This is a genomic window from Paractinoplanes tereljensis (assembly GCF_016862435.1).
GTDB classification, from domain to species: Bacteria; Actinomycetota; Actinomycetes; order Mycobacteriales; family Micromonosporaceae; genus Actinoplanes; species Actinoplanes tereljensis.
This window is the reverse complement of sequence record NZ_BOMY01000018.1, coordinates 19,664-44,357: the sequence shown is the minus strand read 5'-3', so window position 1 is coordinate 44,357 and position 24,694 is coordinate 19,664. Positions and strand designations below refer to the sequence as shown.

Sequence of the window (24,694 nt, the reverse complement as noted above, 5' to 3'; positions counted from 1 at the left end):
CTAGCCGAGCACCCGGTCCAGGTATTCGTTGGTGAAGACCCGGGCCGGGTCGAGGCGGTCGCGCACGGCCACGAAGTCGTCGAACTTCTCGTAGACCGGGCGCAGGTCGTCGGCGCTGCGATAGTGCAGCTTGCCCCAGTGCGGCCGCCCGCCGAGCGGCTGGCAGACCGCCTCGACGGCCCGGAAGTACGGTTCGTACTCGACCCCGGTGAACTGGTGCACGGCGACGTAGGCCGACTGACGGCCGTACCCGTGTGACAGCCAGATGTCGTCCGGCCCGGTGAACCGGACCTCGACCGGGAACTGCACCTTGAACGGCAGCTCGCCGATGACCCGGGGGAGCGCCGCGATCACCTCGGGCAGGGCGGCGCGGGGCACCTCATATTCCATCTCGGTGAAGTGCACCCGTCGTGGCGTACAGAAAACCCGGTCCGAGCGCTCGGTGTAGGTGCGCGCGGTCAGCGCGCGAGCCGCGACCGCGCTGATCGTCGGCACCGTGCCGGGCAGCGCCTTGCCGAGCCGCATCACCCCGGCGAAGACCGTGTTGGACAGGAACTCGTCGTCCAGCCAGCCGCGGAACTTCGACAGCGGCCGGTCGTTCGCCGGAACCCGGTTATTGATCTTCAGCTGGGCCCGATCGGTGTACGGGTACCAGTAGAACTCGACGTGGTCGTGGGCCGGGATCCAGTCGTCGAGGCCGGCCAGCACATCGGCCAGGGCCATCGGGGTCTCCTCGGCCAGCAGCGTGAACGCCTCGACGCAGCGCAGGGTGACCTCGACCAGGACACCGAGCGCGCCCAGCCCCACCCGCGCGGCGTTCAGCAGTGGGTCGTCCTTGCCGATGGTCAGGAGTTCCCCCGCGCCGGTGACCAGTTTGACCGCTTCCACACAGGACGCGATCGTGGAGAACTCGATGCCGGTGCCGTGCGTACCGGTGGAGATCGCCCCGGCCACGGTCTGCTGATCGATGTCGCCGAGGTTGGGCATGGCCAGCCCGTGCTCGGCCAGCACCGCGTTGAGCGTGGCCAGCTGCATGCCGGCCTGCACGGTCACCAGCGGGCCGTCCACCGAGATGAGCCCGGCCAGCCGGTGCAGGAGCAGCCGCTGGTCGTCGGCGACAGCGATCGAGGTGAACGAGTGGCCACTGCCGACCGCTTTGATCCGGCGTCCGGAAGTCGACGCTTCCTTGACCTGGGCGGCAAGCTCGTCGACAGTGCCGGGGGTGAGCACGTCGGTCGCTAGGGACTGCTGGTTACCGCCCCAGTTGGTCCAGCGGCGGCCGATGACGGGGGTAGTCATTATGGCTTTGTCCTCCGTACGAGCGGACAGTCGCACAAAACCGGGAATGCTGAGTGTCCTCCGCGTCCCGTCGATGCCCCTCGCTCGTTGATCCGAGTAACGTTCCGATTATCACTGCTGAGAGGGAGTGGCGACGCGTGTCGACACCAACCGTCACCACCGGGCCGCTGCGGCGCGTCCCGGTGCAGGGCAGAAGCGTTGCCCGGGTCCAGCGCATGCTTGACGCCTGCGCCGAGCTTGTCGATGAGGTGGGCTATGAGGGCCTCACCACGACGCTGCTCGCCGAGCGAGCCGAGGTTGCCATCGGCTCGGTCTACCAGTTCTTCCCTGACAAGAGGGCCATCGTGCAGGCGCTGGCCATGCGCAACATGGACGCGTACCTGCAGGGCCTGTCCGCACGCTTCGGCAGCGAGACGTTCGCCCACTGGTGGGACGGTGTCGACGCGGCCATCGACGTCTACATCTCGATGCACCGCAGCGTGCCGGGCTTCCGCACGCTGCACTTCGGCGATGTGGTCGACGTGCACCTGCTGGACATGGAGCGGGACAACAACGCGGTCATCGCCGACCGCCTGGCCGAGCTGCTGATCGATCAGTTCCAGCTGATCGACCGGGCGCGTCTGCGGTTCGCGCTGCAGATCTCGGTGGAGGCGGCGGACGCGCTGATCAAGCTGGCGTTCCGGCGGGACACCAACGGCGACGAGGCGGTCCTCATCGAGGCCAAGGCGCTGATCCGGGAGTACCTGCACCGCCATGTGACGGCCTGACCGCAGGTCACCCGAGAAACGCATGGCCCTCGCCGCGGTAAGTAGGGGCCGGCGTCGCTGTCTCGCCGTCGATCAGTTGAAGCTCGTTGACGTGCTCGCACAGCTCGCCGGCCTTGGCGTGCCGGAACCACACCCGGTCGCCGGGCCGCAGGGTGTCGGCGACCGGGCCGAGCAGGGGCGTCTGCACCTCGCCGGCGCCCTCGTCCGGCTTGAACTTCAGCCCCGCCGGTAGGTAGGGCTGCGGCTGCCGGGACTGCTCGGCCGGGCCGGAGGCGATCCAGCCGCCGCCGAGCACGGTGGCGATGCGGGGCGCGGGGCGTCGGACGACACTCAGCGCGAAGAACGCGGCGGGGGTCGGCTGCCAGCTCCGGTACGCGTCGAACAGGGTCGGGCCGTACAGCCCCGAACCGGCGGTGACCTCGGTGACCGCCGGGTCCGCGCTGGTGGCGGCGACGCTGCCGGTGCCGCCGCCGTTCACGTATTCCAGCTCGGTGTACTGACTCACCGCGGCGACGGCCTCACCCCGGCGCCGGACGATCTCGGGGTATGAGTACGCCTGCATGAGCCGGATGGCCCGGCCGCGGAGAGCCTGGCGGGGCGGGTCGTCGCCGACGCCGGCGATCTGCGCCTCGTACGACATCATCCCGACCAGCTTGAAGCCAGGGCGGGCGACGAGGCGGCGGGCCAGCGCAGACGCCTGGGCGGCCGAGTGCACCGGCGAGCGGCGCACGCCCACGTGCAGCGGGCCGGCCGGCTTCCAGGACGAGTCGAGGTCCATGCAGAGCCGCACGTCGGGCCGGTTGCCGGGCGAGGTGACCCGGTCGACGACGTCGAGGTGGGCGGCCGAGTCGACCATCAGCGAGATGGCCCCGGCCAGTTTCTCGTCCGAGGTCAGTTCGGCGATCGCGGCGCGGTTCACCGTCGGATATGCGACCAGCACATCGTCGGTGACACCCTCGCGGACCAGCCAGATGGCCTCCGGCAACGTGTACGCCATGACGCCGTGCCAGCCGGGCCGGGCCAGCACCCGCTCGATCAGCTCCCGGCAGCGCACCGACTTGCTGGCGACCCGGATCGGCTTGCCGCCGGCCCGTGCTTCCAGCTGGGTGGCGTTGCTGTCGAAGGCGGCCAGGTCGACCGCGGCTATCGGCGTCTCGAGATGGCCGGTGGCCGTGTCGAGGCGTCGTTGCAGAGTGGTCCGGTCGACGATCACGCCAGCACGTTAACCGTTTCGGCGGCAACGCGAAAGACATTCATTTATTCGCCACCCGAACGTGCGAAACCGGGCTCCTCGGCGTCGCCGGTTAGAGTGCTCCCTGGCTGGGAGCACGGGAGGTACCACCATCGACACCGAAACGCGCGAAACCGGGCCGGTTGACCTGTCAGGGGTCGCGGCGCTGCGTTCCGTCCTGCGCATCCGGCCGTTCCGCCGGCTGTGGCTCGTGCTCGGCCTTGCCTCGTTCGGTGACTGGATCGGCCTGCTCGCCACCGGAATCTTCGCGGCCGCCCAGTTCCAGAGCAGTGCCGGTCAGGGCGCGGCGTTCGGCGGCACCATCGCCGTACGCCTGCTGCCCGCTCTTCTTCTCGGCCCGATCGCCGGCGTGTTCGCCGACCGGTTCGACCGTCGCTACACGATGGTCATCACCGACCTGATCCGGTTCGTCTTCTACGGCTCGATCCCGATCGTGGCGCTGGTCGGCGCGTCGCCCGGGGTCATCGTCGCCTGGGCCACCATCGCCACCTTCATCGGCGAGACGATCACGCTGATCTGGATCCCGGCCAAGGAGGCCGCGGTTCCCAACCTGATCCCGAAGAGCCGGATCGAGGTCAGCAACCAGCTCACCCTGGTCACCACGTACGGCATCACGCCGATTCTGGCCGCGCTCGCGCTCTCCGCGCTCACCGCCGGGGTGCAGCAGTCCGGCCTGACGCTGCCGGACTGGGCTCAACCGGTCCAGCTCGCGCTCTACCTCAACGCGCTCTCCCGGCTGGCCACCGCGATCACCGTCTTCTTCGGCATCAAGGAGATCGGCGGCAAGAGCGCCGAGCGCCAGCAGGAAGCCGCCCAGCAAAGCATGTTCGGGCAGTTCCTGGACGGCTGGAAGTACATCGGCACCACCCCGCTGGTTCGCGGCCTGGTGCTGGGCATCTTCGGCGCGTTCGCGGCCGGCGGCGTGGTCATCGGCGCCGCGAAGACGTTCGCCACCTCGCTGGGTGCCGGCGAGGCCGCCTTCTACCTGCTGTTCGGCGTCATCTTCATGGGCCTCGCCCTTGGCATCGGCCTTGGGCCGATGATCATCCGGGAACTCTCCCGGCGCCGCTGGTTCGGCATGAGCATCATTCTGGCCAGCGGTTCGGTGATGTTCCTCGGCCTGGCCTTCCATCTATCGATGGCCCTGGCGGGGGCCCTGCTGGTCGGGGCCGGCGCCGGCATGGCGTTCCTGGCGGGTACGACGCTGCTGTACGGCGAGGTCGACGACGCGGTCCGGGGCCGGGTGTTCGCGGTCGTGCAGATCGGCGTCCGGATGGTCCTGCTGCTGGCCATCACCCTCTCCGGCTTCCTGGTCGGCCTGGGCAGTTCGCGGCGCGTCGACCTCGGCGCCTTCGACATCGACGTCTCCGCCACCCGGGTGCTGCTGCTGGTGGCCGGCGCGCTCGGCATCTGGGTCGGCATCAGCTCGTTCCGCCAGATGGACGACAAACGGGGCGTACCGATCCTGGCCGACCTGTGGGGCTCGATCCGCGGCCGCCCGCTCAGCCCGGACGAGGAGTTCGTCCGCACCGGGGTCTTCGTGGTCTTCGAGGGCGGCGAGGGGGCCGGCAAGTCCACCCAGGTCGGCAAGCTCGCCGCGGCCCTCGAGGCGGACGGCCACGACGTCGTGGTCACCCGCGAGCCCGGCGCCACCGACGTGGGCGCCCGGATCCGCCGCCTGGTCCTGGACAAGGGCGACGCGCCCGCTCCGCGCGCCGAGGCTCTGCTGTACGCCGCCGACCGGGCCCACCACGTGGCCACCGTCGTCCGTCCGGCCCTGGCCCGGGGGGCCGTGGTGGTCAGCGACCGCTACGTCGACTCGTCGCTCGCCTACCAGGGCGCCGGCCGTACCCTGCCGGTGGCCGAGATCTCCTGGCTCTCCTCCTGGGCGACCGGCGGCCTCAAACCCGACCTGGTCGTCCTGCTCGACGTCGACCCCGGGGTCGGCCTGGGCCGGGTCGACTCGCGTGGCCAGGGCCAGGACCGCCTGGAGAGCGAGTCCCGGGCCTTCCACGAGCGGGTTCGCTACGCCTTCCTCGACCTGGCCGCCGCCGACCCCAAGCGCTACCTGGTGCTGGACGCGGGCCGGCCGGCCGAGGAAATCAGCGCGGCGGTCGCCAGCCGCCTGACCGGCCTGCTGGCCACCTCGCAGCCGCACCCGGCGCCGGCCTCGACCACCGTGCCGCCCGGCCCCGACCTGGACGCACCGGACCTGCAGGAGCCGCCTCCGCTCGAGGAGATGGCCGAGGTCTTCGGCCTCGAGGACGACGCCCCGGACGATCCGGCCCGCCGCCTCAGATGAACGCGCCGGGACTGACCCCGAGGATGCGCTTGAAGTGCCGGATCAGGTGCGGCTGGTCGTAGAAGCCGCTGCCCACCGCCACCGACCACAGCGGATCGCCGGCCAGGATCAGCCGGCGGGCCAGGTCGACCCGCCGGGAGATCAGGTATTGGTGCGGCGACATGCCGAACTCGCGGCTGAACGACCGCACCAGGTACGCCGGGTGGAAGTGCAGTTCCTGCGCCGCCTCGGCCAGCGAGATCCCCGGCACGACGTGCGCCTCCAGCAGGTCGCGCAGCCGGTAGGCCGGGGTGCGGTCGAGCCGGTCCGGCAACTCCGGCCGGCCGAGCCGGGCGCGTAGCCGCTCGGCGATGTCGGCCAGATGGCTCTCGGCCTCCAGGTCCTCACCCGGCTGCCGGATGACCCGGTGCAGGTCGGCGATCCGCCGGCGCAGCGTCGGGTCGGTGAAGGTGGGGTTGTCCACCGAGGCGCCGATCAACCCGGCCGGCAGTGTCTCCGGGGTCAGGTAGAACACCCGTTTGCGCAGGCCGAGCGGGGTGGCCGGAGTGCCGTTGTGCGGCACGTGCGGTGGCAGCAGGGTGACCTGGGCGCCGAACGCGCCACGCTCGTGCCGATCCAGGTCGTACCGAACGGCACCGTCGTCGAGAAGCAGCAGCGTCCACGTGTCGTGCGCGTGCATCGGGTAGGCGTGGCCGGTCAGATGGGCGTGCAGCACCTCCACCACGCCGTCGAGGCGCGGTCGCCAGGCCGCGAATGCCGACACGTCAAAATCGTACAAGACCGCAGGTCACCGGCGATCCCATCATCGTGGCATGCGTTTCGATACGAAGATTGCCGTGCTCCTGCGGGACGACCTGCTCACCTGGCAGCGGCTGAACGTCACAGCCTTCCTGGTCAGCGGCATCGGCCCGACCGTGCCCGAGGTGATCGGCGAGCCTTACCAGGACGCGGACGACGTGCTCTACCTGCCGATGTTCCGCCAGCCGGTGCTGGTCTTCGAGGGGGACAAGGAATTGCTGACGGCGGCGCACGGCCGGGCCACCGGCCGCAATCTGCCCATGTCGGTCTTCACCTCGGACCTCTTCGCCACCGGCCACGACGAGGCCAACCGAGCCGCCGTCCGGGCCGTCACCTCCGCGCAGCTCGACCTCGTCGGCCTGGCCGTTTACGGCCCTCGCAACGCCGTCGACAAGGTCTTCAAGGGCGCGCGCATGCACCAATAGGTCAGCCGCGCCAGAGGGTCAGCATCATCGCCTCGACGGCGATGTCGGGTTTCACGTTCTGGTCGATGGCGTCCCGGCAGGCCAGCACGGCCTCCAGCCGGCGCAGGGTGCTCTCGGCCGTCCACTTGCCGGCGGCGGCCTCGGACTGGGCCGCCACGTCGGTGTGCACCACCGAGACCGGCGCCCGCAGCGTGGTGATGAGGACGTCGCGGTAGAAACCGGCCAGGTCGACAAGCGCCCGGTCGAGCGCGTCCCGCTTAGAGCGGGTGGCCCGGGACTTCTGACGTTTCTCCAGGTCTTTGATCTGGCCGGCGGCTCCGCGCATGGCGCCGGTGGCCCCCCGGCCGGTGCCGCCCGCCCCGAGCGCCTGCTCCAGGGCGGCGCGCTCGGCCGCGTCGGCCTCGGCGAAGATCTCGCCGGCCTCGGCCTCGGCCGACTTGATCAGGGCGGACGCCGCCTCGTAGCAGGCACCGATGCCGGTGAGGCGGCGGGGAACGGCCAGTACCGCCTCGCGGCGACTGCGTGCCTCGGAGTCGCGGGCCAGGCGTTTCGCGCGGCCCACGTGGCCCTGAGCGGCGGCCGCGGCCCAGGCCGCCACCTCTGTGGAGACGCCGTCGCGGCGGGCGAGCACCTCGGCGACCGCGGCCGCCGGCGGCTGCCGCAGGCCGATCACCCGGCAGCGGGAGCGGATGGTGACCGAGATGTCGTCGGGGTGGGTCGACGGCGTGCAGAGCAGGAACACCGTGCGCGGCGGCGGCTCCTCGATGGCCTTGAGCAGCGCGTTGCCGGCCTGCTCGGTGAGCCGGTCGGCATCTTCGATCACGACCACCTGCCACCGCCCGCCGGACGGTGCGCTGGCCGCCCGCAACACCAGCGCCCGCATCTCGTTGACGCCGATGGACAGGCCCTCGGGCACGACGAAACGGACATCGGCGTGAGTGGCGCCGAGCGCGGTGTGGCAGCCGTGGCAGTCGCCGCAGCCGACTCCGCCGCGCTCGCACTCGAGCGCGGCCGCGAACGCCCGGGCGGCCACCGACCGGCCGGAGCCCGGCGGACCGGTGAAGATCCACGCGTGGGTCATCGCGCCGGCGGCGACCTCCTCACCGGCGACCACCCGGGCCGCGGCCGCGGCGGCCCGGCGCAGTGTTTCCACCGGCTCGTCCTGACCCACCAGGTCAGCGAAGACGTCACTCACGCCCCGAATGGTATTGCCCCGGTCCGACAAAACCCGAGTTATCCACAGGGGACGACTGGCCGTAGCGAAGGGATAACTCAACCGGGTACGGTCTGGTGCCGGAAAGCGATGGGGCGCTGACTCGCGGTGAGGAGCTTGGGGTATGGCACGCGAGATCGACGAGGCGTGGATCGACGAAGCCATCGAGCGATATCAACGCCTAGAGCGGTTGCGCGACGAGTTCGACAAGGCCGTGGCCTCGCATTCCGTGTCGGTGCACTCGCCCGACAACTCGATCGAGGTCGTCGTCACCGCGGCGGGGGCCGTGGTCGACGTGCGCATTCACGGCACGCTGCACAACCGCAATCCGGCCGAGTTCGCCCGGGAGATCGCCGCCGTCGTCACGGCGGCGGCCGACGCCGCCCGCTGGGCGCGGGAAAAGCTGCACGGCGAGGTTTTCGGTAAGCACCGCCCGCTGGGAGAGGACTGAGATGGACCACCTCGCCGACCGGCTCGACCGAGCCGCCGACGCGCTCGCCACGGTCGACCGGCGCATGCCCGCGCTGGCCGTCCCGGCCGACGCGTTCGCGGCCGACGACGCCGGGGTGCCCGGGCGCCTGGGGCGGCAACTGCATGCCCGCTGGGCCGCCGTGCTGGCCGCTCGGGCCCGGGAGGCCGGCGGTCTCGCGGCGCGAGTGACCGACGCGGCGGAAGCGGTCCGGACGACCGCGCGGCAATACACCGAGACCGACGAGGCCGCCCGCCGCCGGCTCGCACGGGAGATGTGATGGACCGTCTCGACGAGGTGCTCGCCGTCTGTGCCCCGCTGCTCGACCAGGTCGACGACCTGCTCGCGACGTCCGGCGCGCCGGAGGGGCACGAGGTGTGGCGGGAGTTGCGACGGGTGCGGCTTCTGCCGGGCGATGCCGTGCGGGCGGTGGCCGGGCTGCGGCCGGCCGAGTTCGACGAGACGGTCGCCGAGCTCCGGGCCGAGGCTCGGGCCTGCGCCGAGGCGGCCGTCGACCTGCCGCCACCGGACGACTGGACGGGCGAGGCCGCCGAGGCCTACGACACGGTGCGCCGCCGGGTCGCCGACCGGCTCAGCGGCGACGACGAGAGCCTCGACGAGCGGCTGGAGGCGACGGCCGACCTGGCCCAGGCGCTTGCCGACTGGATGACGAAGACCCGCGCCGACCTGGCCGAGGCGCTGGCCGCGGTGCTCGCCTCGGGCGAGGCGCTGGCGCTGGCCGCGGGCGCCGGATCACCACCGACGACGGCCGAGACCGATGCGGCGGCCGCCGTGGCCGCCCGCACCCTGCGCACGATCGCCGACAACTACGCCGACGCCGACGATCTGCTGCTGGGTTCCGTCGAGCTGGCCGAACCGATCCCGATGTAACCGGCCGCACGGGTAACTGGCCGCACGGGAAACCGGCCGCACGCATGGGCGCGGCGCCGCATTCGGGTGTACCGCACCGAATGCGACGCCGCGTCCTCCTGCACCCCCCGCAGGTGTGCCGCTTACTCTGCGCCATGAATCGACGATTGTCTTGGCCTTGCGCGCTGTTCCGGACACTCGGCGGAGCAGGACGGCACGACCGGTCGCCCCGCCCTCCACCGTCAGGGGATCGACATATGTCCATCCAGCCAATCGCGTTCCGGGCGCGCGCCGGATGCTACTGGCGGGTCCGTCGGCGGCGCATGCTGAGCAGAACCGCGGCCATGCCCGTGACCAGCAGCGCAGCGCCGCCCATGGCCAAACCGGTGACCCGCGGCCCGGTGATCGGAAGACCGCCGGCCTCGCCCGCCGTGCTCTGCTCCTCCGGCGCAACGGCGGCCGCCTCCATCAGTCCGAGGGCGAGGCTGAGCGACGCCGAGCCTGGTTTGCCGTGATAACCGTCGGATGCGCCGACCTGATCGAGCGACACCGTGATCGCGGTGGCCCGGGCGGCGACGGCATGTCCCTTCGTCGCCTTCCGCACCTCGCCGAGCGCGATACGCACCCGGGTCGACCCCGCGGCGGCCGGTGCCGACTCGGCCGCCGGCCCGCCGATCGCGGCCGGCATGGTCACCTTGGGCAGGCCGGGAACGTGCGGCAGCGGCAGCGCCGAACCCGACGTCAGCCCGTCGAGACCCGAACCGAGCAGCCCGGCCTCCATCGCCTTCCGGTCCGGCCGCACCGTGAACTCGGCCTCGGCACCGGCCGTCGACAGCCGCTCGGTGGCGATCCCATCGCCGGACACCTCGATCAGCGCCGGCTCGTAGCTCACCTCGCCACCCTCGGTCGCCGACATCGTCGCGGTCAGGGCGGGCGCCCGCAGCACCCGCACCCGCACCCGGCCACCGGCCAGATCGATCCGGCCGGCGGTCATGGTGGCCGAGGCCACCGTCCGCGCGGACCCGCCGCGTCCCTCCAGCGCCGTCGAGCTCACCCCGGCAAGCTTTTCCGGTACGCGAACCAGAACGGTCTCCGCCCCACCGAGAATGGTCGCGCCCCGCACCGAGGACTGCGAGCGCCCGGTCTCCCCGGCGGCTCGGGCGCACGCCATCCCGTCGTCCCACCGGGCGTGCGCCGACATCTCGCCGGCGCCGACCTTCAGTGGACCGGCCTGCCCGCCGCCCGTGCTGCGTTTGGTGGCCTCAGCGTTGGTCGGCGGTGCCTGCTGGACGACCGGCTTGGTCCACGACGCCTGGTCGCCGGACTTGCCGTCGAGGATGCGCGCGACGGCCGCCGACTTCACCTTGGCCGGTCCGATCAGGGCCGTCCGGGCCTCGCCGAGACCGACCTCGCGAACGGTGACCACCTTCGGCTCGTCCCCCTCGTCGCCGCCACCCTGGCCACCGGTGTCCGACTCGGTCGTGCCCGATTCCGCGGTGAACGGCTCGGAGTCGGCGCGGGGGATCAAGCCGTCCGGGTCGACCGAGTCGAGAACCGCCTTGCCGAGGATGCCGATGCCCTCGCTCAGGGTGTCCGCGTCCTCGCCGGTGTCGGTGGTCGGGTCGATGCCCGCCGCGCCGGCTCCGAGGATCCGGTCGGCTGGACCCTCCCCACCCGACTCCTGGGTGTCGTCGTCCGCATCCGGGGTCAGCGGCCGTTCGGTGCCCCGGTTAGCGGCGCGAATCTCGAGCTTGTCGATCCGGAGCGCTTCGGCGCCGGACTGCGCCGCGTAGTTCTCGGTCCGCTCGCACGCCGCCGAGGCGGCCGATGCGGGCAGCGGCGCGGCGATCGCGCCGGCAAATCCAAGTACGACGACACTGGCGGCCAGCGACCTTACGGGCGTCATGGGGTATTTCCTCCCGAAGTGTTCCGCGATGGAGCGGTGTCTACGGATCTGCCCAACGAAGGTCGATCTGGGCGGTTGCGACGTATCTATATGACAACCCCCGCGGGTAGTCCAAAACCGGCATTTGGTGCGGCCGATCGAGCGTCGTAGGGTGGTCGACATGGGCATGCTGTGCGCGGTCAGCTTCAACCGGTACGGCCGCCTCTACTACCTCGATCCAGGTGAGTTCGCACCGCAGGTCGGCGACAGGGTGCTGGTGCCCACCGACGACGGGCCCGAGGTGGCGGAGTGCGTCTGGGCGGCGCAGTGGGTGGACGAGGACACGGCCGCTTTCCCCAAGGTCGCGGGCCTCGCCGTCGATGACGACCTGCGCCGCGACGAGCTGCTGCGCAAGCGCAAGGCCGAGGCCAAGGTCGCCGCCAAGAAACTGATCAAGGCCCACGAGCTGCCGATGAAGGTGGTCGCCGTCGACCACGTGCTCGACCAGGCCGGCTCCGGCGGTCCCCGCACCACGATCTACTTCACTGCGCCGCACCGCGTCGACTTCCGTTCGCTGGTGCGCGACCTCGGTGCGACCCTGCACTGCCGGGTCGAACTGCGCCAGCTGTCGGCCCGTGACTCGGCCCGGGTGCAGGGCGGCATCGGCTCGTGCGGCCGCGACCTGTGCTGCGCCACCTTCCTCACCGACTTCGAGCCGGTGACGATCCGGATGGCGAAAGATCAGGACCTGCCGCTCAACCCGCTGCGCATCTCGGGTGCCTGCGGCCGCCTGATGTGCTGCCTCAAATACGAACACCCGCTGTACCAGGCGTTTCAGGCCTCGGCCCCGGCGGTCGGCTCCCGGATCAAGACGCCGACCGGCGACGGCCGGGTGGTGGCGCACAGCGTGCCCCGCGACGAGGTCGTGGTGCGCATGGACGCCGACGGTTCCCGCTGCTCGTGCAGCCGCGCCTCAGTGTGCGGCCCACGACAGTCGCACGAGGAGCGGTATTCCTAGCGCACCGTGATCGGCGGCTCGATGAGGTGGGCGACGAGCGGCTCCTCGGGGCGCAGCCACGAGCTGTCGGCGGCGCCGTCCGGGTCGGCCACCCACTTGCGGCAGATCTTGTCGACGCCGATCGGGTGGATGGTGAGCGTGCCGTCGGCCGCGATGTGCAGGCGCAGGAAGCTCTTCGCGTCCTCGATGCCCTGGCCGGCGAACAGCTCGTTGACGTTCACGTCGAACATGCCGGCGATCAGCAGGTAGAGCGCGCACAGCTGGGTCGACACGAACCCGGCGACCGGCCAGTAGACGACGATGGCCACCACCAGTGGCCCGGGCCAGGCCCAGTCGTGCACCGGCAGGTTGAGCCACAGCCAGGCGCCCAGGACGGCCAGGCTGACCTGGGCGAAGCCGTGCGTCAGCCCGAACAGCCAGTGCCGGGTGTGGTGGGCGAGAGCCGCGCCGGGCGGCTTCGCGAACATCACCGTCCCGGCCATGATGATCACCAGCATCAGGCTGAGCGGGATCGTGAACAGCCGCTGGACGTTGCCGCCCTGACTGGCCGCGCCGGCCATGGCCAGCATGGTGAGCATCTGGATCAGGCCCAGCATGGTGACGAAACCGGGGTTGCGGGTCGGCACCCGATGGAAGACTCCCCAGCTCATCCGCTTCGAGGTGGCCTTGTCCGGGAACCGGGAGCGCAGGTCGTACTTCCGGCTTCGGCTCTTGCTACGGGTCAGCGTCTCCTCGGGCGGCACCGTGATCTGCTCGGGCAACTGGTGGGTGGCGAGAAGGTAGGCGCCACCGCCCCCGCAGGTGATCAGCTCCCGGTCCTCGCCGCTGTAGCGGGCGTAGTGGTGCAGGTCGCCGGAGACCAGCACCCGCACGTTGGCCCCGGTGGGGGCCAGGATCATCCGGATCAGATAGTCGATCGCGTCGTAGGTGTCCGGGTCCTCGGCCGCCTTCACCCACTTCGGCGACGGGGTCATCAGGATGATCCGGTCTTCCGGGCCGACGTTCTTCGCGGCCTCCTCGAAGTACTGCAACTGGGGGTCGTCGATGTACGCCCCGAACTGCTCGTCCATCGCGAACAGCCACCAGTCGCCGGGCAGCTTCACCGCGAAGTAGGACCGGCGCTGCTGCGTGCGCCAGCCACCGATGTGGCCGTCCTTGCGCCGCGCGAACAGGCGCAGGAACGCGGTGAGACCGTCGTACCAATCGTGGTTGCCGGGCAGCGCGAACAGGGTCGGCCGGAGCTGTCCGGCCGGCGGCTCGGGCAGGGCGGCGCGGTAGGGGCCCTTCATCCGGCTCTCGTAGCCGTCCCCGCTGGCCAGCGGGTAGACCTGGTCACCGCCCATCAGCAGCACCTGGCCGCGGGGCAGCTCGGCGCCGTCGACGGTGAGCCGGTCCTGGGCGAGCAGCCAGGCCACCGAGTAGGTCGCGTGGAAGCCGTCGCCGAGGTCAGCCACGTAGTCGAGCCACATCTCGCCGGTCTCGGTGACGGACTGGTCGAACCAGTCGCCGTCCAGAGCGTTCTGCAGCTCGCGTTTGTCGAGATAGGCCCCGAAGAGGATGGCCAGCAGGGTGCGCACGCCCGTGCTGAGCAGGAGCAGCGGCGCCAGCCAGCCGACCGGGCGCTGCGGCGTGAAGCCGAGCTCTTTCGGGTCCATGCTGCTGGGGCGGGGAGGTGCGACGCGCTCCGCCTCGGCGGACGGGGAGTGATCGACTGTCACGCATGGCACAGTAGTCCCGGGGTCCGACAGAACCCAGCGGGGTGCATACCGTACACTTATCCCTCGTTGCCGCCTTAGCTCAGTCGGCTAGAGCGACGCACTCGTAATGCGTAGGTCGACGGTTCGATTCCGTCAGGCGGCTCAGAGAGAAACCCCAGGCCAGACGGCCTGGGGTTTCTGTTTTCCGATCAGTAACCGCGGCTGCCCACGGCGGCCTTGGCGAATGCCGGGGTGCGCCCGTTGGCGAGCTCGCCGGTGAACCAGGCGCCGAAACCGGAGATCGTCAGGGCGAGCAGCTCGATGAGGAACAGGCCGACGCCGGCGGCCCGGTCGGGTGCGCCGACCCGGACCATCAGGATCACGGCGAACAGGAAAAGCACTCCCATGTTGAGCAGGGCGCGCAGGACACCGATGCGTTTCGCGGTCGGGCGGCGTACGAACGCGGTGTCGATCGCTCCGGCCAGCATGGCCAGGAATCCGCCGACGAGGCCGGCCACGACGTTCCAGTAGGCCAGGGTGCCGACGATGCCGGGGGCGCCGGCGAGGTTGGCCAGATCGAAGATCACGGCCATCGAGAAGAGGCCGAGCGGGAACATCACGAGGATGGGTTGCACCGCTTGCCCCGCGATGCTCAGGCGGCTCTCCATGCGGTCATCGCCCTTCTGCCTGCGGATATTGAACATTTCGGCGTAGCTCGTCGCAGTTGGCCTACCCGGGGCTTACGTGAATGAAACGCCACACGACGGTCAGGGTGACGGATAGCACCGGGCTCGCACGGCCTCTACGCAATCTGCAACCTGGCAGATTGAGTAGTGGCGGACTGCCTGCTGGCATGTTCTACTACCAGTAGGGCGGAGTTCGGAAGAGGGATCAGTGCAGCGGCACCCGGCGGCAACCGGGTGCCGTTGTCGCCTCCAAGCTCAACGGACCGAGGCAGAACCGGCCGAGCGAGGCGGGGAATTCTCTCTGCGTCGATGGTTGCTCGCCTTTCCCGTTTCCCGCAAGGAGAACCGGACCGGAGTTGCGCCATGCGCCTCTATTGCCGGTCCCTAGTTGAGCACACGCGAGCGGGCAGCATGCGCGAATTCCCCCGGAAGAGCAGGGTCGGAAGGCATGCTGACCAGCTTAAATAGCTAATGTGCCAACTAGCAGGTTGAGGGGTAGCCAACCGACAGTTAGCCGTGGTCTACTCGACATAGACAGTCCGGAGGGCGGAGTTCGAGGGGGAGCAGTAAGAGCGGCGTCTCGGCGGCAACCGAGCGCCGCTTTTCCCTCTCCGCGCCATCGCGACCTTCTCTTCTCGCCGCAGTGCCGAGGGAGTGGACATGCGCGTTTTTTACCGAGGCCACGACGCAGTGATCACCGAGACCCAGTTTCTGTGGCTGACCGGCACGCTCCGCGCGTACGACATCGCGCACCTGCGCCGGGTTCGCGTCATCCGGCGCGATGTGAAGGTCACCGGCCCGCGCCCCGAGGTCGTCGCCTCGGCTGTGCTCGCGGCGGCCGGCATCGCGGTGAGCGCGATGTTCGTCGACGCCACCTTGGTTCGCCTGTCACTCGCCGGTGTCGCCGTGGCCATGGTGGCGATCGCCACATTCCGGCGGCGCGCGGTGCCCTGCTGGGAGATTCGAGCCATCCACCGAGGACGCGAGGTGACCGTCTACTCGACCCGCGACCTCACCATGTTCAACCAGGTCAAGCGCGGTTTGAAGAGAGCTCTGGAAAGCGCGGGGGGTGCCCGTTACCGATCGCACGCGACCGCCGCGTGACGATCACGACGAGGAAGTGCAGTGTGACTCATCTCTTTTTGAGAAACACCAGGTGAGCGCTTCGTCGTTTTGGTAGGACAGTGGATAGCATGTTGCCACTTCGCCGGTAGCCGGTTGGCAGTCAGCGAGGTGGCGTCTTGAACCTGACAACTGCCGAAGGATTGACAAGAGACCGTGACCGAGGACGTCTCGCCGACCATCGCGCGTCGAAACGTGCGATTGGCGCTGCGTGATGCCCGGGAAAGGGCGAAGCTCACTCAGCCCCAGGTCGCCGAGGCCATGGAGTGGTCTCTCAGCAAAGTCATTCGGATAGAGAATGGCGACGTCAGCATCGCCCCGAACGATCTTAAGCCGCTGCTGACGTACCTCAATGTCAAGGATCGGACAGAAGTCGCCGAGCTGCTGGCGTTTGCCAAGATCGCTCGTACTCGGCAGCGCACGGCGTGGTACCAGAAGCCAGGCATGAAGGAGCACCTGACCGGCCCGAACCTCCGCCTCATCGAGTACGAGGCCGAGGCCGTCGAGATCCGGTACTACCAGGTCTTCTACATGCCAGGGCCGTTGCAGGTGCCGGCCTACGGCCACGCCAATCTCGACACCTACTCGGATGACGACATCCCGTCGGAGACTCGGCGGATCCGGGTGGAGGCAAGGCAGCACCGCCGCGAAACGGTGCTGAACCGGTTGGGCAATGGGCTCGCGATCTTCGCTCTGCTCGACGAATCGGTGTTCCGCCGGCCACTCGGCGGCCCGGAAGTATTTCTCGAGCAGTTACGCGATTTGAATGACCTGGTCGCCGCAGGCAAGATTAAACTTCGGATGATTCCGTTCGATTTTGACTCGGCTGCGGTGACCAACAATGCCACGTTCGACCTGCTCACCCTTAGGTCCGGCAAGGCTGAAGAGCGCAGCGAAGTGCTCTATCGAGAGACCGGGTTACAGGACGAGATCGTGGAAGATCACACGGTCCGAAGGCATCACGAGCGCTTCGATAAAATATGGAACGCTGCGGCTACCGAGGAAGACACGATCGACTTCATGGGTAGCCGGATCAAAGACCTGGAAGCGCAGATCCGCACCAGAAAGAACCCATAGCTAGTCAACCGGACTCGCAGCACCGGTTCGGGCTGCGGGTTCCTTTTGTGTGGAGTGACAATGGAGTCCAGCTCGGACAACTGGCGCAAGAGCAGCCGGTGTGCCAGTAACTCGTGTGTCGAGGTCATGAAGGTCGAGGGCGGCATCATGGTCCGCGACTCGAAGAACCTTGACCATGCGCCGCTGCGGTTCACGCCGGAGGAGTGGTCAGCCTTCGTCGAGGGCGTAAACCTGGGCGAGTTCAGCTTTTGATTCTGGCGCTGGCCTCGCACCCCGAGGTGCTCCCGAACCCCTGACATCGGTGTCAGCTCAGGGTGCGGGGCCATGCGTCCGCTCTCCGCACATGTTACATAGACGACTTAACCCGACGTAAAGGCATGCGACATCCCGGTGTTTCGCGGATGAATGCCGTATTACGTCGGGTTTCACTCATGTCACTCGTGTTTGCCCCTCTGCTGTTCCCTTACCGTAAATGACGGGAACCGTCACGGAGGAGTAGCAAAGTGATCAAGCTGACGGAGAACTTGCAGTGGAAGCGGTCAACGCGCTGTACCTCAGGTACCTGTGTGGAGATCGCCACGGTAGGTGGCACCTACCTCGTACGTGATGCGAAGGACCCCGATGGCGCGGTCCTCCACGTCGGCGCGGCTGGCTGGGCCGCGTTCCTGTCGGCTGTGAAGGCCGGCGAGTTCGGCATCTGAGCCGTTCATCATTCGCCAACCTCGGCCGTCACCCGGCCGTCGCAGGCCAGCGGCGGCATAATGACGCAGGTGAGGGCCGATCCGCACACCACCGGCACCGCGCGCTTCGCGATGCTGCACGACACGGCCGAGGCAATGCTCGAGAGCCTCGCCGAGCGATACATGGTTGAGCGGCGGGAGAGTAAAGAGCTGCTCGGGCCGACCGAGGCTCTCGTGCGTATGGTGCGACTCATTCCCCGTACACCGGCGGCCGGGCCCCTCGCCGTTGCGTTCACCGATTTCCCGGGGCTGATGGTGCGCCTCGGCCGGTGGTGGGCCGAGGCGTTGCCGGCGTGCGGGTGCGACGACTGCGGGGAAAATCCGGGCGAGCTTACCGAGGTGCTGCGCACGCAGATCGGGGCGCTCGTCGAGGGCGGGCTCTGGGAGCGGGTCCGGCGCGGCGTGGGTGGCTCGTGGTTCGAGACCAGGCTGATCGCGGTGGGTTTCAGCGCCCGCCGGGAAGGGCCACTGACCGCCCGCGACGCCCGAGAGGCTCGCCGCAGCGGCTTCGCCGCGCCGGTGCAGTGGGCCCCGTGGCCCAGGCGCATCTAACCCAGCAGGTTCACTGCCGCTCGGATGACCGGCCGGCGGATGACATCGGCCATCGCGATCTCGCCGCGGCAGAACATCTGGAACGCCCGCCAGCCCACCGGTGTCGCCATGGCCGCGTGCACCAGCAGCGGGCGCCGGGAGTACGCCGCCAGCATGCGGCGGCCGGCGGTCATCTCGGGGACGAGTTCCTCGGTAATCGTGCGCTCGTAACCGGCCAGGTCGCCGGTGGCCGCGGCCGTGCCGGCCCGGGTGCCGGAGCGCAGGGCGAAGCTGATGCCCTCCCGGGTCCACGGCTCGAGCAGCCCGGCCGCGTCACCGGCGACGATCACCCGGCCGTGCCGCAGAGGTGAGTCGGGACGGCGGCAGCGGGTCAGGTGCCCGGAGTCGCGGACGACCTTGCGGTCGGCCAGGCCGAGGCGGGCCACGAAGTCCTGAAGGTACTGCTTGGTCTCGGCGCCGTGGCCCTTCGTCATGATCACGCCGACGGTGAGTTCGTCGTCCTTCGGGAAGACCCAGCCGTACGAGCCGGGGTAGGGACCCCAGTCGAGCAGCACCCGGCCGCGCCACTGCCGGCGGTCCTGGTCGGTGGCGGCGATCTCCACCTCGAGGCCGAGGTCCTGCTGGTCGAAGGTGACTCCGACGTGGCGGGACGTGATGCCGGCCGAGCCGTCGGCCCCGATCACCGTGCTGGCCAGGACCTCGGTGCCGTCGGCGAGGGTGACGGTCACCGCGTCGTCGGTCTGGGTCAGCGAGCGGACCTGGGCGTTCTGCCGGACCGTGGCGCCGGCCGCGACCGCCGATTCGTACCAGGCATTGTCGAAGTCGTCGCGGCGCACCATGGTCAGCAGTGGGCGTTGCCGGGCTCGCCGGGTGAAGGTCTGCCGACCGTCGCGGGTGAAGGTGATCGCGTTGATCGTGTCGCGCCCGGGCACCTGGATGTGCGACTCGGCGATCGCCAGTGACGTGCCGATCAGGCCGCCACCACAGGTTTTGTAACGCGGGTGAGTGGCGCGTTCGAGCACGATGGTGCGTGCGCCGGCCTCGGCCGCGGTGTAGGCGGCGGCCAGTCCGGCCGGACCGCCCCCGATTATTGCGACATCCCAGGGCGGCTCAACGTTCACGAGCGGAGTGTAGTCCCGCGAGTTGCGTACGAGCGTACATATCGTGTGTACGCTTGTCCCTATGGAGGAGACCCGGACCATGCGGGACCGGATGCTCGCCGGTGAGCTGTACATCGCCGACGACCCGCAACTCGCCCGCGACTCGGAGCGCGCCATGGCGCTCACCCACCGCCTCAATATGGCCGACCCCAATGACCACGCGCTGCGCCACGAGCTGCTCACCGACCTGCTCGGCGCCTTCGGCGAGAACAGCGAGATCCGCCCGCCGTTCCGGTGCGACTACGGCTACCAGACGTTCGTCGGCGCCCGCACGTTCGCGAACTTCGGGCTGATCAGCCTGGACGTCGCCCGCGTGACGATCGGCGACGACGTGCAGATCGGGCCCAGCGTGCAGCTGCTCACGGCGCTGCACCCGGTCGCGGCCGGCCCGCGCCGGGACAAGTGGGAGGCCGCGAAGCCGATCACGATCGGACACAACGTCTGGCTCGGCGGCGGCGTGATCGTCCTGCCCGGGGTGACCATCGGTGACAACTCAGTGGTCGGGGCGGGCGCGGTAGTCACCAAAGATCTGCCACCCGACGTGGTCGCGGTGGGCAATCCGGCGCGGGTGATCCGGGCGGTCGAGCCGTGACCGCGGTCCCGGTGGCGCGGTCGCCGCGCCGCTACGACCCCGAGCGCAAGAGCCGCATCGTCGACGCAGCCATCGACGTGGTCGCCGAGCACGGCGTCGCCGGCACCACGAGCCGGCGCATCGCGGCCGCCGCCGACGTGCCGCTCGGCTCGCTCACCTACCACTTCACCGGCGTCGACGACCTGCTGGAACAGGCCTTCGGCCGGCACGCCGAGCGGATGTCGCCGCTGTACGAGGCGCACTTCCACGAGGTGCGCGACCTGGCCGGCTTCGCCGACGCGGTCACCGACCTGATCCACGGCGACGCGGGCGCCGACCCGCGTGACTGGGCTGTCGCGTACGAGCTCTATCTCGCCGCGTTGCGCAATCCCGCGCTGCGCAGCGTGACCGAGTCCTGGATGCGCCGATCACGCGCGGTGCTGGAGCGTTTCGTTGATCCGGTGACCGCCCGCGGCGTCGACGCCCTCATCGAAGGCATGGTCATGCACCTCACCCTCTCCACCGCCACCTTCGACCGGGCCGGCACCCGCGAGATCGTCGGCCGCCTGGTCGGGATCTAGTCGTGGCCGCGGCCACCGTCGTCGGCGCACCGGTCCGGGCCGCTACCCGCGGGGTGTACACGGCCTTCACCCTGATGGGTTTCGCCAGCGCCAGCTGGGCCGCGCGCATCCCGCAGGTCCGCGACGAACTCGGGCTGTCACCGTCCCGGCTAGGCCTGGTGCTGCTCGCCATCGCGGCCGGCTCGATCGTGTCGCTGGTGCTGGCCGGCCAGATCGTCGCCCACTTCGGCTCGCGTCGCACGGTCGCCGCGATGGCCGGCCTGCTCGGCATCGCCCTCTCCGGCACCGCGATCGGCTACCAGTTCGGCGTGCTGCCGGTGGTGATCGCGCTGTTCTTCGCCGGTTTCGCGAACGGCGGCTGGGACGTCGCCATGAACGTGCAGGGCACGGTCGTCGAGCGGCACCTCGGCAAGGCGATCATGCCGCGTTTCCACGCCGGCTACAGCGTCGGCACGGTGGCCGGCGCGCTGATCGGGGCCGGCGCGGTGGCCCTGCACCTGTCCGTAACCGTGCACCTGATGATCTCCGCGATCCTGGTGGCGATCATCGTCATGCTGGCCGTCCAGGCGTTCCTGCCCGACGAGCCGGAAGACCTGGAGCCGCCCGTCCCGACCGATCCCGCGCACGCGGCCCCACCGGCCAGCCGGGTGGCCGGCGCCCTGGCCACCTGGCGTGAGCCCCGCACCGTACTGATCGGCCTGTTCGTGCTGGCCTTCGCCTTCACCGAGGGCGCCGGCCTGGACTGGATCAGCATCGCGATGATCGACGGCTACGGCGTCCCCGCCACGGTCGGCACGCTGGCCTTCGCGACGTTCCTGGCTGCGATGACCATCGGCCGATGGTTCGGCCCCGGCTGGCTGGACCGCTTCGGCCGGGTGCCGGTGGTGCGAGCCCTGGCCGGGGTAAGCCTGGTCGGCCTGGCACTGTTCGTTTTCGGCCAGGCGCCGGCGGTGGCCTTCATCGGCGTGCTGCTCTGGGGCCTGGGCGCATCGCTGGGCTTCCCGGTCGGCATGAGCGCCGCCGCCGACGACCCGGCCCATGCCGCCCCGCGAGTGAGCGTGGTGGCCACGATCGGCTATTGCGCATTCCTGGGCGGCCCGCCGCTGGTCGGTTTCCTCGGCGACCACGTGACGGTCCTGAAGGGACTGCTCGCGGTGGCTGCCTTACTAGCGGTGGCAATCGCTTTGGCCGATGCGGTGAAACCGCTCTCCGCGCCACCTCGCGCTTAACCACAAACCCTATAAATACGGGCATGAAAAGTCCCGTGGCGCACGGCCCGGGCCGTGCGCCAACCGCTTATCACCCGGCTTCCGGCCCGGCCCCGATGGCAACACGCCTCGCGGGCTCCGCCCGCATTGCCCTGGACCGTCCAATGGCGACCAGAGCAGTTCGGGAAACATGCGGGCGGAGCCCGCGTGAAGGATCCCATCGGGAATCGGCCGGTAGCCGGGTGATAAGCGGTTGGCGCACGGACCTGGGCGTGCGCCACGGGACTTTTCATGCCCGTATTTAAATGGTTTAGGTATTTGCTGTTAGGTAGGCCTCGTCGGCGGCCTTCTTTTGGGCCAGGCCGTCTTTGCCGTTGTAGCGCAGGAAGGTTGGCAGGGCGGCGGCCAAGGCCGCGCAACCCACGATGCAGAGGACGCCGCCGGCCCAGATGGAACCGCCGACGCCCAGGCGGGTTTTGGCCATCAGGCCGGAGCGCATCTGGCCCAGCAGTGGGCCGGTGGTGTACGACAGCATTTCGATGCCGGCCAGGCGTCCGCGCAGGTGGTCCGGGATGGTTTGGCTCCACATCACCGAGCGGAAGATGCCGGAGATCATGTCGGCGGCGCCGGCGAAAGCCAGGCAGAAAAGGGTCAGCCACAGGGTGTTGGAAAGGCCTACGCCGACGATTCCCAGGCCCCAGAACGCGGCCGCGATCAGCACCATCAGGCCGTGCCGGTGTACCTTTCCGGTCCAGCCCGAGGTCAGGGTGGCGATCATCGAGCCGGCCGCGGGCGCGGCGTAGAGCAGGCCCAGTATCTTCGGGCCCCCCAGCTGGGTGGCCAGGAACGGGAAAAGGGCCTGGGGCATGCCGAAGAACATGGCGTTGATGTCGACCAGATAGGTGCCGAGCAATTCGGGGCGGGATTTCGCGTAGCGCAAGCCGGTGATCACCGCGCCGATCGACGGGCGATCGGCGGCGGGCGGGGGTGGGACGGCTCGGACCATCGTCAGGCAGGTCAGCGAGACGGCGAAGGTCAGCAGGTCGAAGGCGTAGACCCAGGCCAGGTCGACGGCGGAGATCAGCAGGCCGGCGAGGGCGGGGCCGCCGAGCTGGGCGATCTGGAAGCCCAGCGAGTTGATGGCCATTACCGCGGGTAGCTCTTCCGGCTCCACCAGGCGGGGGATCATCGCCTCCAGCGCGGGGCGCTGCAGGCCGTCCACCGAGGCGGCCAGGGCCGCGATCACGTAGAGCAACCACAGGTGTGGCTTGTCGCTGAGCGCGTTGATCAGCAGCACACCGGTGAGCGCGGCCAGGGCGAACTCGCCGCCGCGGACCAGCAGGCGGCGGTCCAGATAGTCGGCCAGCGCGCCGCCGACGAACGCCATGACCAGCAGCGGGACCAGTTCGCAGACGCCCAGGAGGGCGACCATTACCGGGTCGTCGGTGAGCTTCGCGACCTGGTAGGGGATCGTGACGTAGGTGATGAACGACCCGAAACCGGAGATGGTACCGCCCGCGAAGACCAGTCGGAAGTCGCGGTGTTTCAGGGGACTGAGATCCATCCCCAGGTAGTTGCGTTTACTCACGAAGGGCGACGCTACTTCAGCACCAGGCGCCCGGTCTCCTGGAATAACGCAAGATCACTTAGGGTCTCGGCGACGACGAACGACTGCCCGCCGGGCAGGGCGTCGAGCGGGAAGAAGCCGGCGTCGACTGACTCGTCCGTTTGCCGCACCAGCTCGCCCTCCCAGCTGTCGATCCGAAAGCTCATCAGGATCTGCTGGTAGGTGTGCCCGTAGTCGTTGGTGTACGTGTACGCGGTGTAGAACGCGAACGGGGTCAGCGACGTGGCCCGCAGGCCGGTCTCCTCCCACACCTCGCGGATCGCGCAATCCTCCATGCTCTCGCCCAGCTCCATGGCACCCGCCGGGATCGCCCAGCGGAGGTTGTCGGAGCGCTGGATCAGCAGGAGGCGGCCCTGCTCGTCGAAGACCACGCCGCGGGCACCCACGAACAGGATCGTGTCGGTGTCGCCGATGCTGGCCCGGACCTTGCCCAGATAAGACTCTTCCCACGTCAATCCCACGGGGCAACTCTAGTCAGGCGGACTTCTTGGCCGCCTTCTTGGCGGGAGTGGCTTTCTTTACGGGTGCGGCTTTCTTCGCCGGAGCGGCTTTCTTCTTGGCGGGAGCGGGCGCGGACTCCTCGCCGCGGGCCTTCTTGGCCCGTTCGACCGACGCCTTCAACGCCGCCATCAGGTCGATCGCCGCGGCCGGGGCCTCCTCGGCCTCCTCCGGCTGGACGATCTCGCGGCCCTCGACCTTGGCGTCGATGACCTCCTGCAGGGCGGCCCGGTAGTTGTCGGTGAACTCGTCGGCCTTGAAGCTGCCGGCCATCGAGTCGATCAGCGAGCTCGCCATGGCCAGCTCGGCCGGCCGTGTCTCGATGTCCTCGTCGAGGAAGCCGAATTCGGGCGTGCGCACCTCGTCGGGCCAGAGCATGGTGTTGAGCACCAGCACGTCCTCGTGCACGCGCAGGGTGGCGAGCTGCTCGCGCTGGCGGATCGCGATCTTGACGATGGCCACCCGGTCGGCGTCCCGCAGGGCGTCGCGCAGCAACACGTACGGCTTCGCGGCCTGCCCCTCCGGCTCCAGGTAGTAGGCCTTGGCGAACAGGATCGGATCGATGTCCTCGGCCGGGACGAACTCCAGCACGTCGATCGCCCGCGACGTGGTCAGCGGCAGGTCGGCGAAGTCCTCATCGGTGAGGATCACCATCTCGCCGCCACCGATGTCGTAGCCCTTGGCGATGTCGTCGTAGCTGACCACTTCGCCGTCGATCGAGCACGTGCGCTGGTATTTGATCCGGCCACCGTCGGTGCGGTGCACCTGGTGGAACCGGATGTCTTTCTCCTCGGTAGCGGAGTACAGCTTCACGGCGATCGACACCAGGCCGAACGACACCGCGCCCTTCCAGATCGCGCGCATGGCGAGCATCCCC

26 protein-coding genes and 1 tRNA gene are annotated in these 24,694 nt (G+C 69.5%); 16 read left to right on the top strand and 11 right to left on the bottom strand.

Going from position 1 to position 24,694, the window contains the following annotated elements; genetic code table 11:
* A complete protein-coding gene (locus Ate02nite_RS12860) occupies positions 1-1,299 on the bottom strand; it encodes a D-arabinono-1,4-lactone oxidase (protein WP_203804647.1) in 1,299 nt (432 codons plus the stop codon).
* Between the two features lie 137 nt (positions 1,300-1,436).
* Here Ate02nite_RS12860 and Ate02nite_RS12855 point away from each other — a divergent pair, with 137 nt between their 5' ends.
* Positions 1,437-2,066: a TetR/AcrR family transcriptional regulator gene (locus Ate02nite_RS12855; RefSeq protein ID WP_203804631.1), complete on the top strand. Its 630-nt coding sequence runs from the start codon at positions 1,437-1,439 to the stop codon at positions 2,064-2,066.
* Positions 2,067-2,073: 7 nt separating this feature from the next.
* On the opposite strand, the gene Ate02nite_RS12850 is transcribed toward Ate02nite_RS12855, so the two are convergent.
* Positions 2,074-3,279 (bottom strand): amino acid deaminase/aldolase, encoded by a 1,206-nt coding sequence (locus tag Ate02nite_RS12850; RefSeq protein WP_203804628.1) that lies wholly within the window; start codon positions 3,277-3,279, stop codon positions 2,074-2,076.
* Positions 3,280-3,445: 166 nt separating this feature from the next.
* Here Ate02nite_RS12850 and tmk point away from each other — a divergent pair, with 166 nt between their 5' ends.
* Positions 3,446-5,620: a dTMP kinase gene (gene tmk, locus Ate02nite_RS12845; RefSeq protein ID WP_307873277.1), complete on the top strand. Its 2,175-nt coding sequence runs from the start codon at positions 3,446-3,448 to the stop codon at positions 5,618-5,620.
* Here the strand turns inward: tmk and Ate02nite_RS12840 are convergent.
* The gene (locus Ate02nite_RS12840; RefSeq protein ID WP_239147354.1) at positions 5,613-6,383 is read right to left on the bottom strand and encodes a helix-turn-helix transcriptional regulator; all 771 of its coding nucleotides are present in this window, start codon (positions 6,381-6,383) and stop codon (positions 5,613-5,615) included. The genes tmk and Ate02nite_RS12840 overlap by 8 nt on opposite strands.
* Before the next feature lie 49 nt (positions 6,384-6,432).
* Here Ate02nite_RS12840 and Ate02nite_RS12835 point away from each other — a divergent pair, with 49 nt between their 5' ends.
* A complete protein-coding gene (locus Ate02nite_RS12835; RefSeq protein WP_203804622.1) occupies positions 6,433-6,843 on the top strand; it encodes a DUF2000 domain-containing protein in 411 nt (136 codons plus the stop codon).
* 1 nt (position 6,844) lies between these two features.
* Here Ate02nite_RS12835 and Ate02nite_RS12830 read toward each other — a convergent pair whose 3' ends face one another.
* Positions 6,845-8,038, bottom strand: coding sequence for a DNA polymerase III subunit delta' (locus tag Ate02nite_RS12830; protein WP_203804619.1), 1,194 nt, complete (start codon positions 8,036-8,038; stop codon positions 6,845-6,847).
* Between the two features lie 142 nt (positions 8,039-8,180).
* Between Ate02nite_RS12830 and Ate02nite_RS12825 the strand changes: the two genes are divergently transcribed.
* The 3 genes from Ate02nite_RS12825 to Ate02nite_RS12815 are packed head-to-tail and all read left to right on the top strand — an operon-like array spanning position 8,181 to position 9,416.
* A complete protein-coding gene (locus Ate02nite_RS12825; RefSeq protein WP_203804616.1) occupies positions 8,181-8,507 on the top strand; it encodes a YbaB/EbfC family nucleoid-associated protein in 327 nt (108 codons plus the stop codon).
* Between the two features lies 1 nt (position 8,508).
* Complete coding sequence (locus Ate02nite_RS12820; RefSeq protein ID WP_203804601.1) at positions 8,509-8,805, top strand: hypothetical protein; 297 nt, start codon at positions 8,509-8,511, stop codon at positions 8,803-8,805.
* Positions 8,805-9,416 (top strand): hypothetical protein, encoded by a 612-nt coding sequence (locus tag Ate02nite_RS12815; protein WP_203804598.1) that lies wholly within the window; start codon positions 8,805-8,807, stop codon positions 9,414-9,416. The genes Ate02nite_RS12820 and Ate02nite_RS12815 overlap by 1 nt, the downstream gene beginning before the upstream one ends.
* A gap of 277 nt (positions 9,417-9,693) precedes the next feature.
* Here Ate02nite_RS12815 and Ate02nite_RS12810 read toward each other — a convergent pair whose 3' ends face one another.
* Complete coding sequence (locus Ate02nite_RS12810; RefSeq protein WP_203804595.1) at positions 9,694-11,301, bottom strand: hypothetical protein; 1,608 nt, start codon at positions 11,299-11,301, stop codon at positions 9,694-9,696.
* A gap of 160 nt (positions 11,302-11,461) precedes the next feature.
* Between Ate02nite_RS12810 and Ate02nite_RS12805 the strand changes: the two genes are divergently transcribed.
* The gene (locus tag Ate02nite_RS12805; protein WP_203804593.1) at positions 11,462-12,298 is read left to right on the top strand and encodes a PSP1 domain-containing protein; all 837 of its coding nucleotides are present in this window, start codon (positions 11,462-11,464) and stop codon (positions 12,296-12,298) included.
* On the opposite strand, the gene Ate02nite_RS12800 is transcribed toward Ate02nite_RS12805, so the two are convergent.
* Positions 12,295-13,953, bottom strand: coding sequence for a metallophosphoesterase family protein (locus Ate02nite_RS12800; RefSeq protein ID WP_203805082.1), 1,659 nt, complete (start codon positions 13,951-13,953; stop codon positions 12,295-12,297). The genes Ate02nite_RS12805 and Ate02nite_RS12800 overlap by 4 nt on opposite strands.
* Positions 13,954-14,084: 131 nt before the next feature.
* Between Ate02nite_RS12800 and Ate02nite_RS12795 the strand changes: the two genes are divergently transcribed.
* A tRNA-Thr gene (locus Ate02nite_RS12795) sits at positions 14,085-14,158 on the top strand.
* A gap of 46 nt (positions 14,159-14,204) precedes the next feature.
* Here the strand turns inward: Ate02nite_RS12795 and Ate02nite_RS12790 are convergent.
* Positions 14,205-14,663 carry a DUF2231 domain-containing protein gene (locus Ate02nite_RS12790; RefSeq protein WP_203804591.1) on the bottom strand — a complete coding sequence of 153 codons (459 nt, stop codon included), beginning with the start codon at positions 14,661-14,663 and terminating at the stop codon, positions 14,205-14,207.
* 678 nt (positions 14,664-15,341) lie between these two features.
* Between Ate02nite_RS12790 and Ate02nite_RS12785 the strand changes: the two genes are divergently transcribed.
* The 5 genes from Ate02nite_RS12785 (at position 15,342) to Ate02nite_RS12765 (ending at position 18,172) form a co-directional block, all read left to right on the top strand.
* The gene (locus Ate02nite_RS12785; RefSeq protein ID WP_203804588.1) at positions 15,342-15,785 is read left to right on the top strand and encodes a DUF6232 family protein; all 444 of its coding nucleotides are present in this window, start codon (positions 15,342-15,344) and stop codon (positions 15,783-15,785) included.
* A gap of 174 nt (positions 15,786-15,959) precedes the next feature.
* Positions 15,960-16,880, top strand: coding sequence for a helix-turn-helix domain-containing protein (locus tag Ate02nite_RS12780; protein ID WP_203804585.1), 921 nt, complete (start codon positions 15,960-15,962; stop codon positions 16,878-16,880).
* A 60-nt stretch (positions 16,881-16,940) separates the two neighbouring features.
* Positions 16,941-17,132: a DUF397 domain-containing protein gene (locus tag Ate02nite_RS12775; RefSeq protein WP_203804582.1), complete on the top strand. Its 192-nt coding sequence runs from the start codon at positions 16,941-16,943 to the stop codon at positions 17,130-17,132.
* A 251-nt stretch (positions 17,133-17,383) separates the two neighbouring features.
* On the top strand, positions 17,384-17,581 hold the full coding sequence (locus Ate02nite_RS12770; RefSeq protein WP_203804579.1) for a DUF397 domain-containing protein: 198 nt from the start codon (positions 17,384-17,386) through the stop codon (positions 17,579-17,581).
* 69 nt (positions 17,582-17,650) lie between these two features.
* A complete protein-coding gene (locus tag Ate02nite_RS12765; protein WP_203804576.1) occupies positions 17,651-18,172 on the top strand; it encodes a DUF6226 family protein in 522 nt (173 codons plus the stop codon).
* Here the strand turns inward: Ate02nite_RS12765 and Ate02nite_RS12760 are convergent.
* The gene (locus Ate02nite_RS12760) at positions 18,169-19,293 is read right to left on the bottom strand and encodes a geranylgeranyl reductase family protein (RefSeq protein ID WP_239147353.1); all 1,125 of its coding nucleotides are present in this window, start codon (positions 19,291-19,293) and stop codon (positions 18,169-18,171) included. The genes Ate02nite_RS12765 and Ate02nite_RS12760 overlap by 4 nt on opposite strands.
* Positions 19,294-19,354: 61 nt before the next feature.
* Between Ate02nite_RS12760 and Ate02nite_RS12755 the strand changes: the two genes are divergently transcribed.
* From Ate02nite_RS12755 to Ate02nite_RS12745, 3 genes are read left to right on the top strand one after another with little or no spacing between them, the layout of a single operon-like run.
* Complete coding sequence (locus tag Ate02nite_RS12755; protein WP_239147352.1) at positions 19,355-19,924, top strand: sugar O-acetyltransferase; 570 nt, start codon at positions 19,355-19,357, stop codon at positions 19,922-19,924.
* Positions 19,921-20,484: a TetR/AcrR family transcriptional regulator gene (locus Ate02nite_RS12750; RefSeq protein WP_203804570.1), complete on the top strand. Its 564-nt coding sequence runs from the start codon at positions 19,921-19,923 to the stop codon at positions 20,482-20,484. The genes Ate02nite_RS12755 and Ate02nite_RS12750 overlap by 4 nt, the downstream gene beginning before the upstream one ends.
* 2 nt (positions 20,485-20,486) lie before the next feature.
* Positions 20,487-21,713 (top strand): MFS transporter, encoded by a 1,227-nt coding sequence (locus tag Ate02nite_RS12745; protein ID WP_239147351.1) that lies wholly within the window; start codon positions 20,487-20,489, stop codon positions 21,711-21,713.
* 289 nt (positions 21,714-22,002) lie between these two features.
* On the opposite strand, the gene Ate02nite_RS12740 is transcribed toward Ate02nite_RS12745, so the two are convergent.
* The 3 genes from Ate02nite_RS12740 to ku are packed head-to-tail and all read right to left on the bottom strand — an operon-like array spanning position 22,003 to position 24,681.
* A complete protein-coding gene (locus Ate02nite_RS12740; RefSeq protein WP_239147350.1) occupies positions 22,003-23,280 on the bottom strand; it encodes an MFS transporter in 1,278 nt (425 codons plus the stop codon).
* Positions 23,281-23,291: 11 nt separating this feature from the next.
* Entirely contained in the window at positions 23,292-23,780 is a 489-nt protein-coding gene (locus tag Ate02nite_RS12735; RefSeq protein ID WP_203804567.1) for an NUDIX domain-containing protein, read from the bottom strand.
* Between the two features lie 13 nt (positions 23,781-23,793).
* Positions 23,794-24,681 (bottom strand): non-homologous end joining protein Ku, encoded by an 888-nt coding sequence (ku, locus tag Ate02nite_RS12730; RefSeq protein ID WP_203804564.1) that lies wholly within the window; start codon positions 24,679-24,681, stop codon positions 23,794-23,796.
* Positions 24,682-24,694 lie beyond the last annotated feature (13 nt).

Bases quoted from the DNA above. Each gene is read 5' to 3' on its own strand.
- Ate02nite_RS12860 (WP_203804647.1), bottom strand. From the start codon at position 1,299: ATGACTACCCCCGTCATCGGCCGCCGCTGGACCAACTGGGGCGGTAAC.
- Ate02nite_RS12835 (WP_203804622.1), top strand. From the start codon at position 6,433: ATGCGTTTCGATACGAAGATTGCCGTGCTCCTGCGGGACGACCTGCTC.
- Ate02nite_RS12825 (WP_203804616.1), top strand. From the start codon at position 8,181: ATGGCACGCGAGATCGACGAGGCGTGGATCGACGAAGCCATCGAGCGA.
- Ate02nite_RS12820 (WP_203804601.1), top strand. From the start codon at position 8,509: ATGGACCACCTCGCCGACCGGCTCGACCGAGCCGCCGACGCGCTCGCC.
- Ate02nite_RS12815 (WP_203804598.1), top strand. From the start codon at position 8,805: ATGGACCGTCTCGACGAGGTGCTCGCCGTCTGTGCCCCGCTGCTCGAC.
- Ate02nite_RS12810 (WP_203804595.1), bottom strand. From the start codon at position 11,301: ATGACGCCCGTAAGGTCGCTGGCCGCCAGTGTCGTCGTACTTGGATTT.
- Ate02nite_RS12805 (WP_203804593.1), top strand. From the start codon at position 11,462: ATGGGCATGCTGTGCGCGGTCAGCTTCAACCGGTACGGCCGCCTCTAC.
- Ate02nite_RS12800 (WP_203805082.1), bottom strand. From the start codon at position 13,953: ATGGACCCGAAAGAGCTCGGCTTCACGCCGCAGCGCCCGGTCGGCTGG.
- Ate02nite_RS12790 (WP_203804591.1), bottom strand. From the start codon at position 14,663: ATGGAGAGCCGCCTGAGCATCGCGGGGCAAGCGGTGCAACCCATCCTC.
- Ate02nite_RS12785 (WP_203804588.1), top strand. From the start codon at position 15,342: ATGCGCGTTTTTTACCGAGGCCACGACGCAGTGATCACCGAGACCCAG.
- Ate02nite_RS12775 (WP_203804582.1), top strand. From the start codon at position 16,941: ATGGAGTCCAGCTCGGACAACTGGCGCAAGAGCAGCCGGTGTGCCAGT.
- Ate02nite_RS12755 (WP_239147352.1), top strand. From the start codon at position 19,355: ATGGAGGAGACCCGGACCATGCGGGACCGGATGCTCGCCGGTGAGCTG.
- ku (WP_203804564.1), bottom strand. From the start codon at position 24,681: ATGCGCGCGATCTGGAAGGGCGCGGTGTCGTTCGGCCTGGTGTCGATC.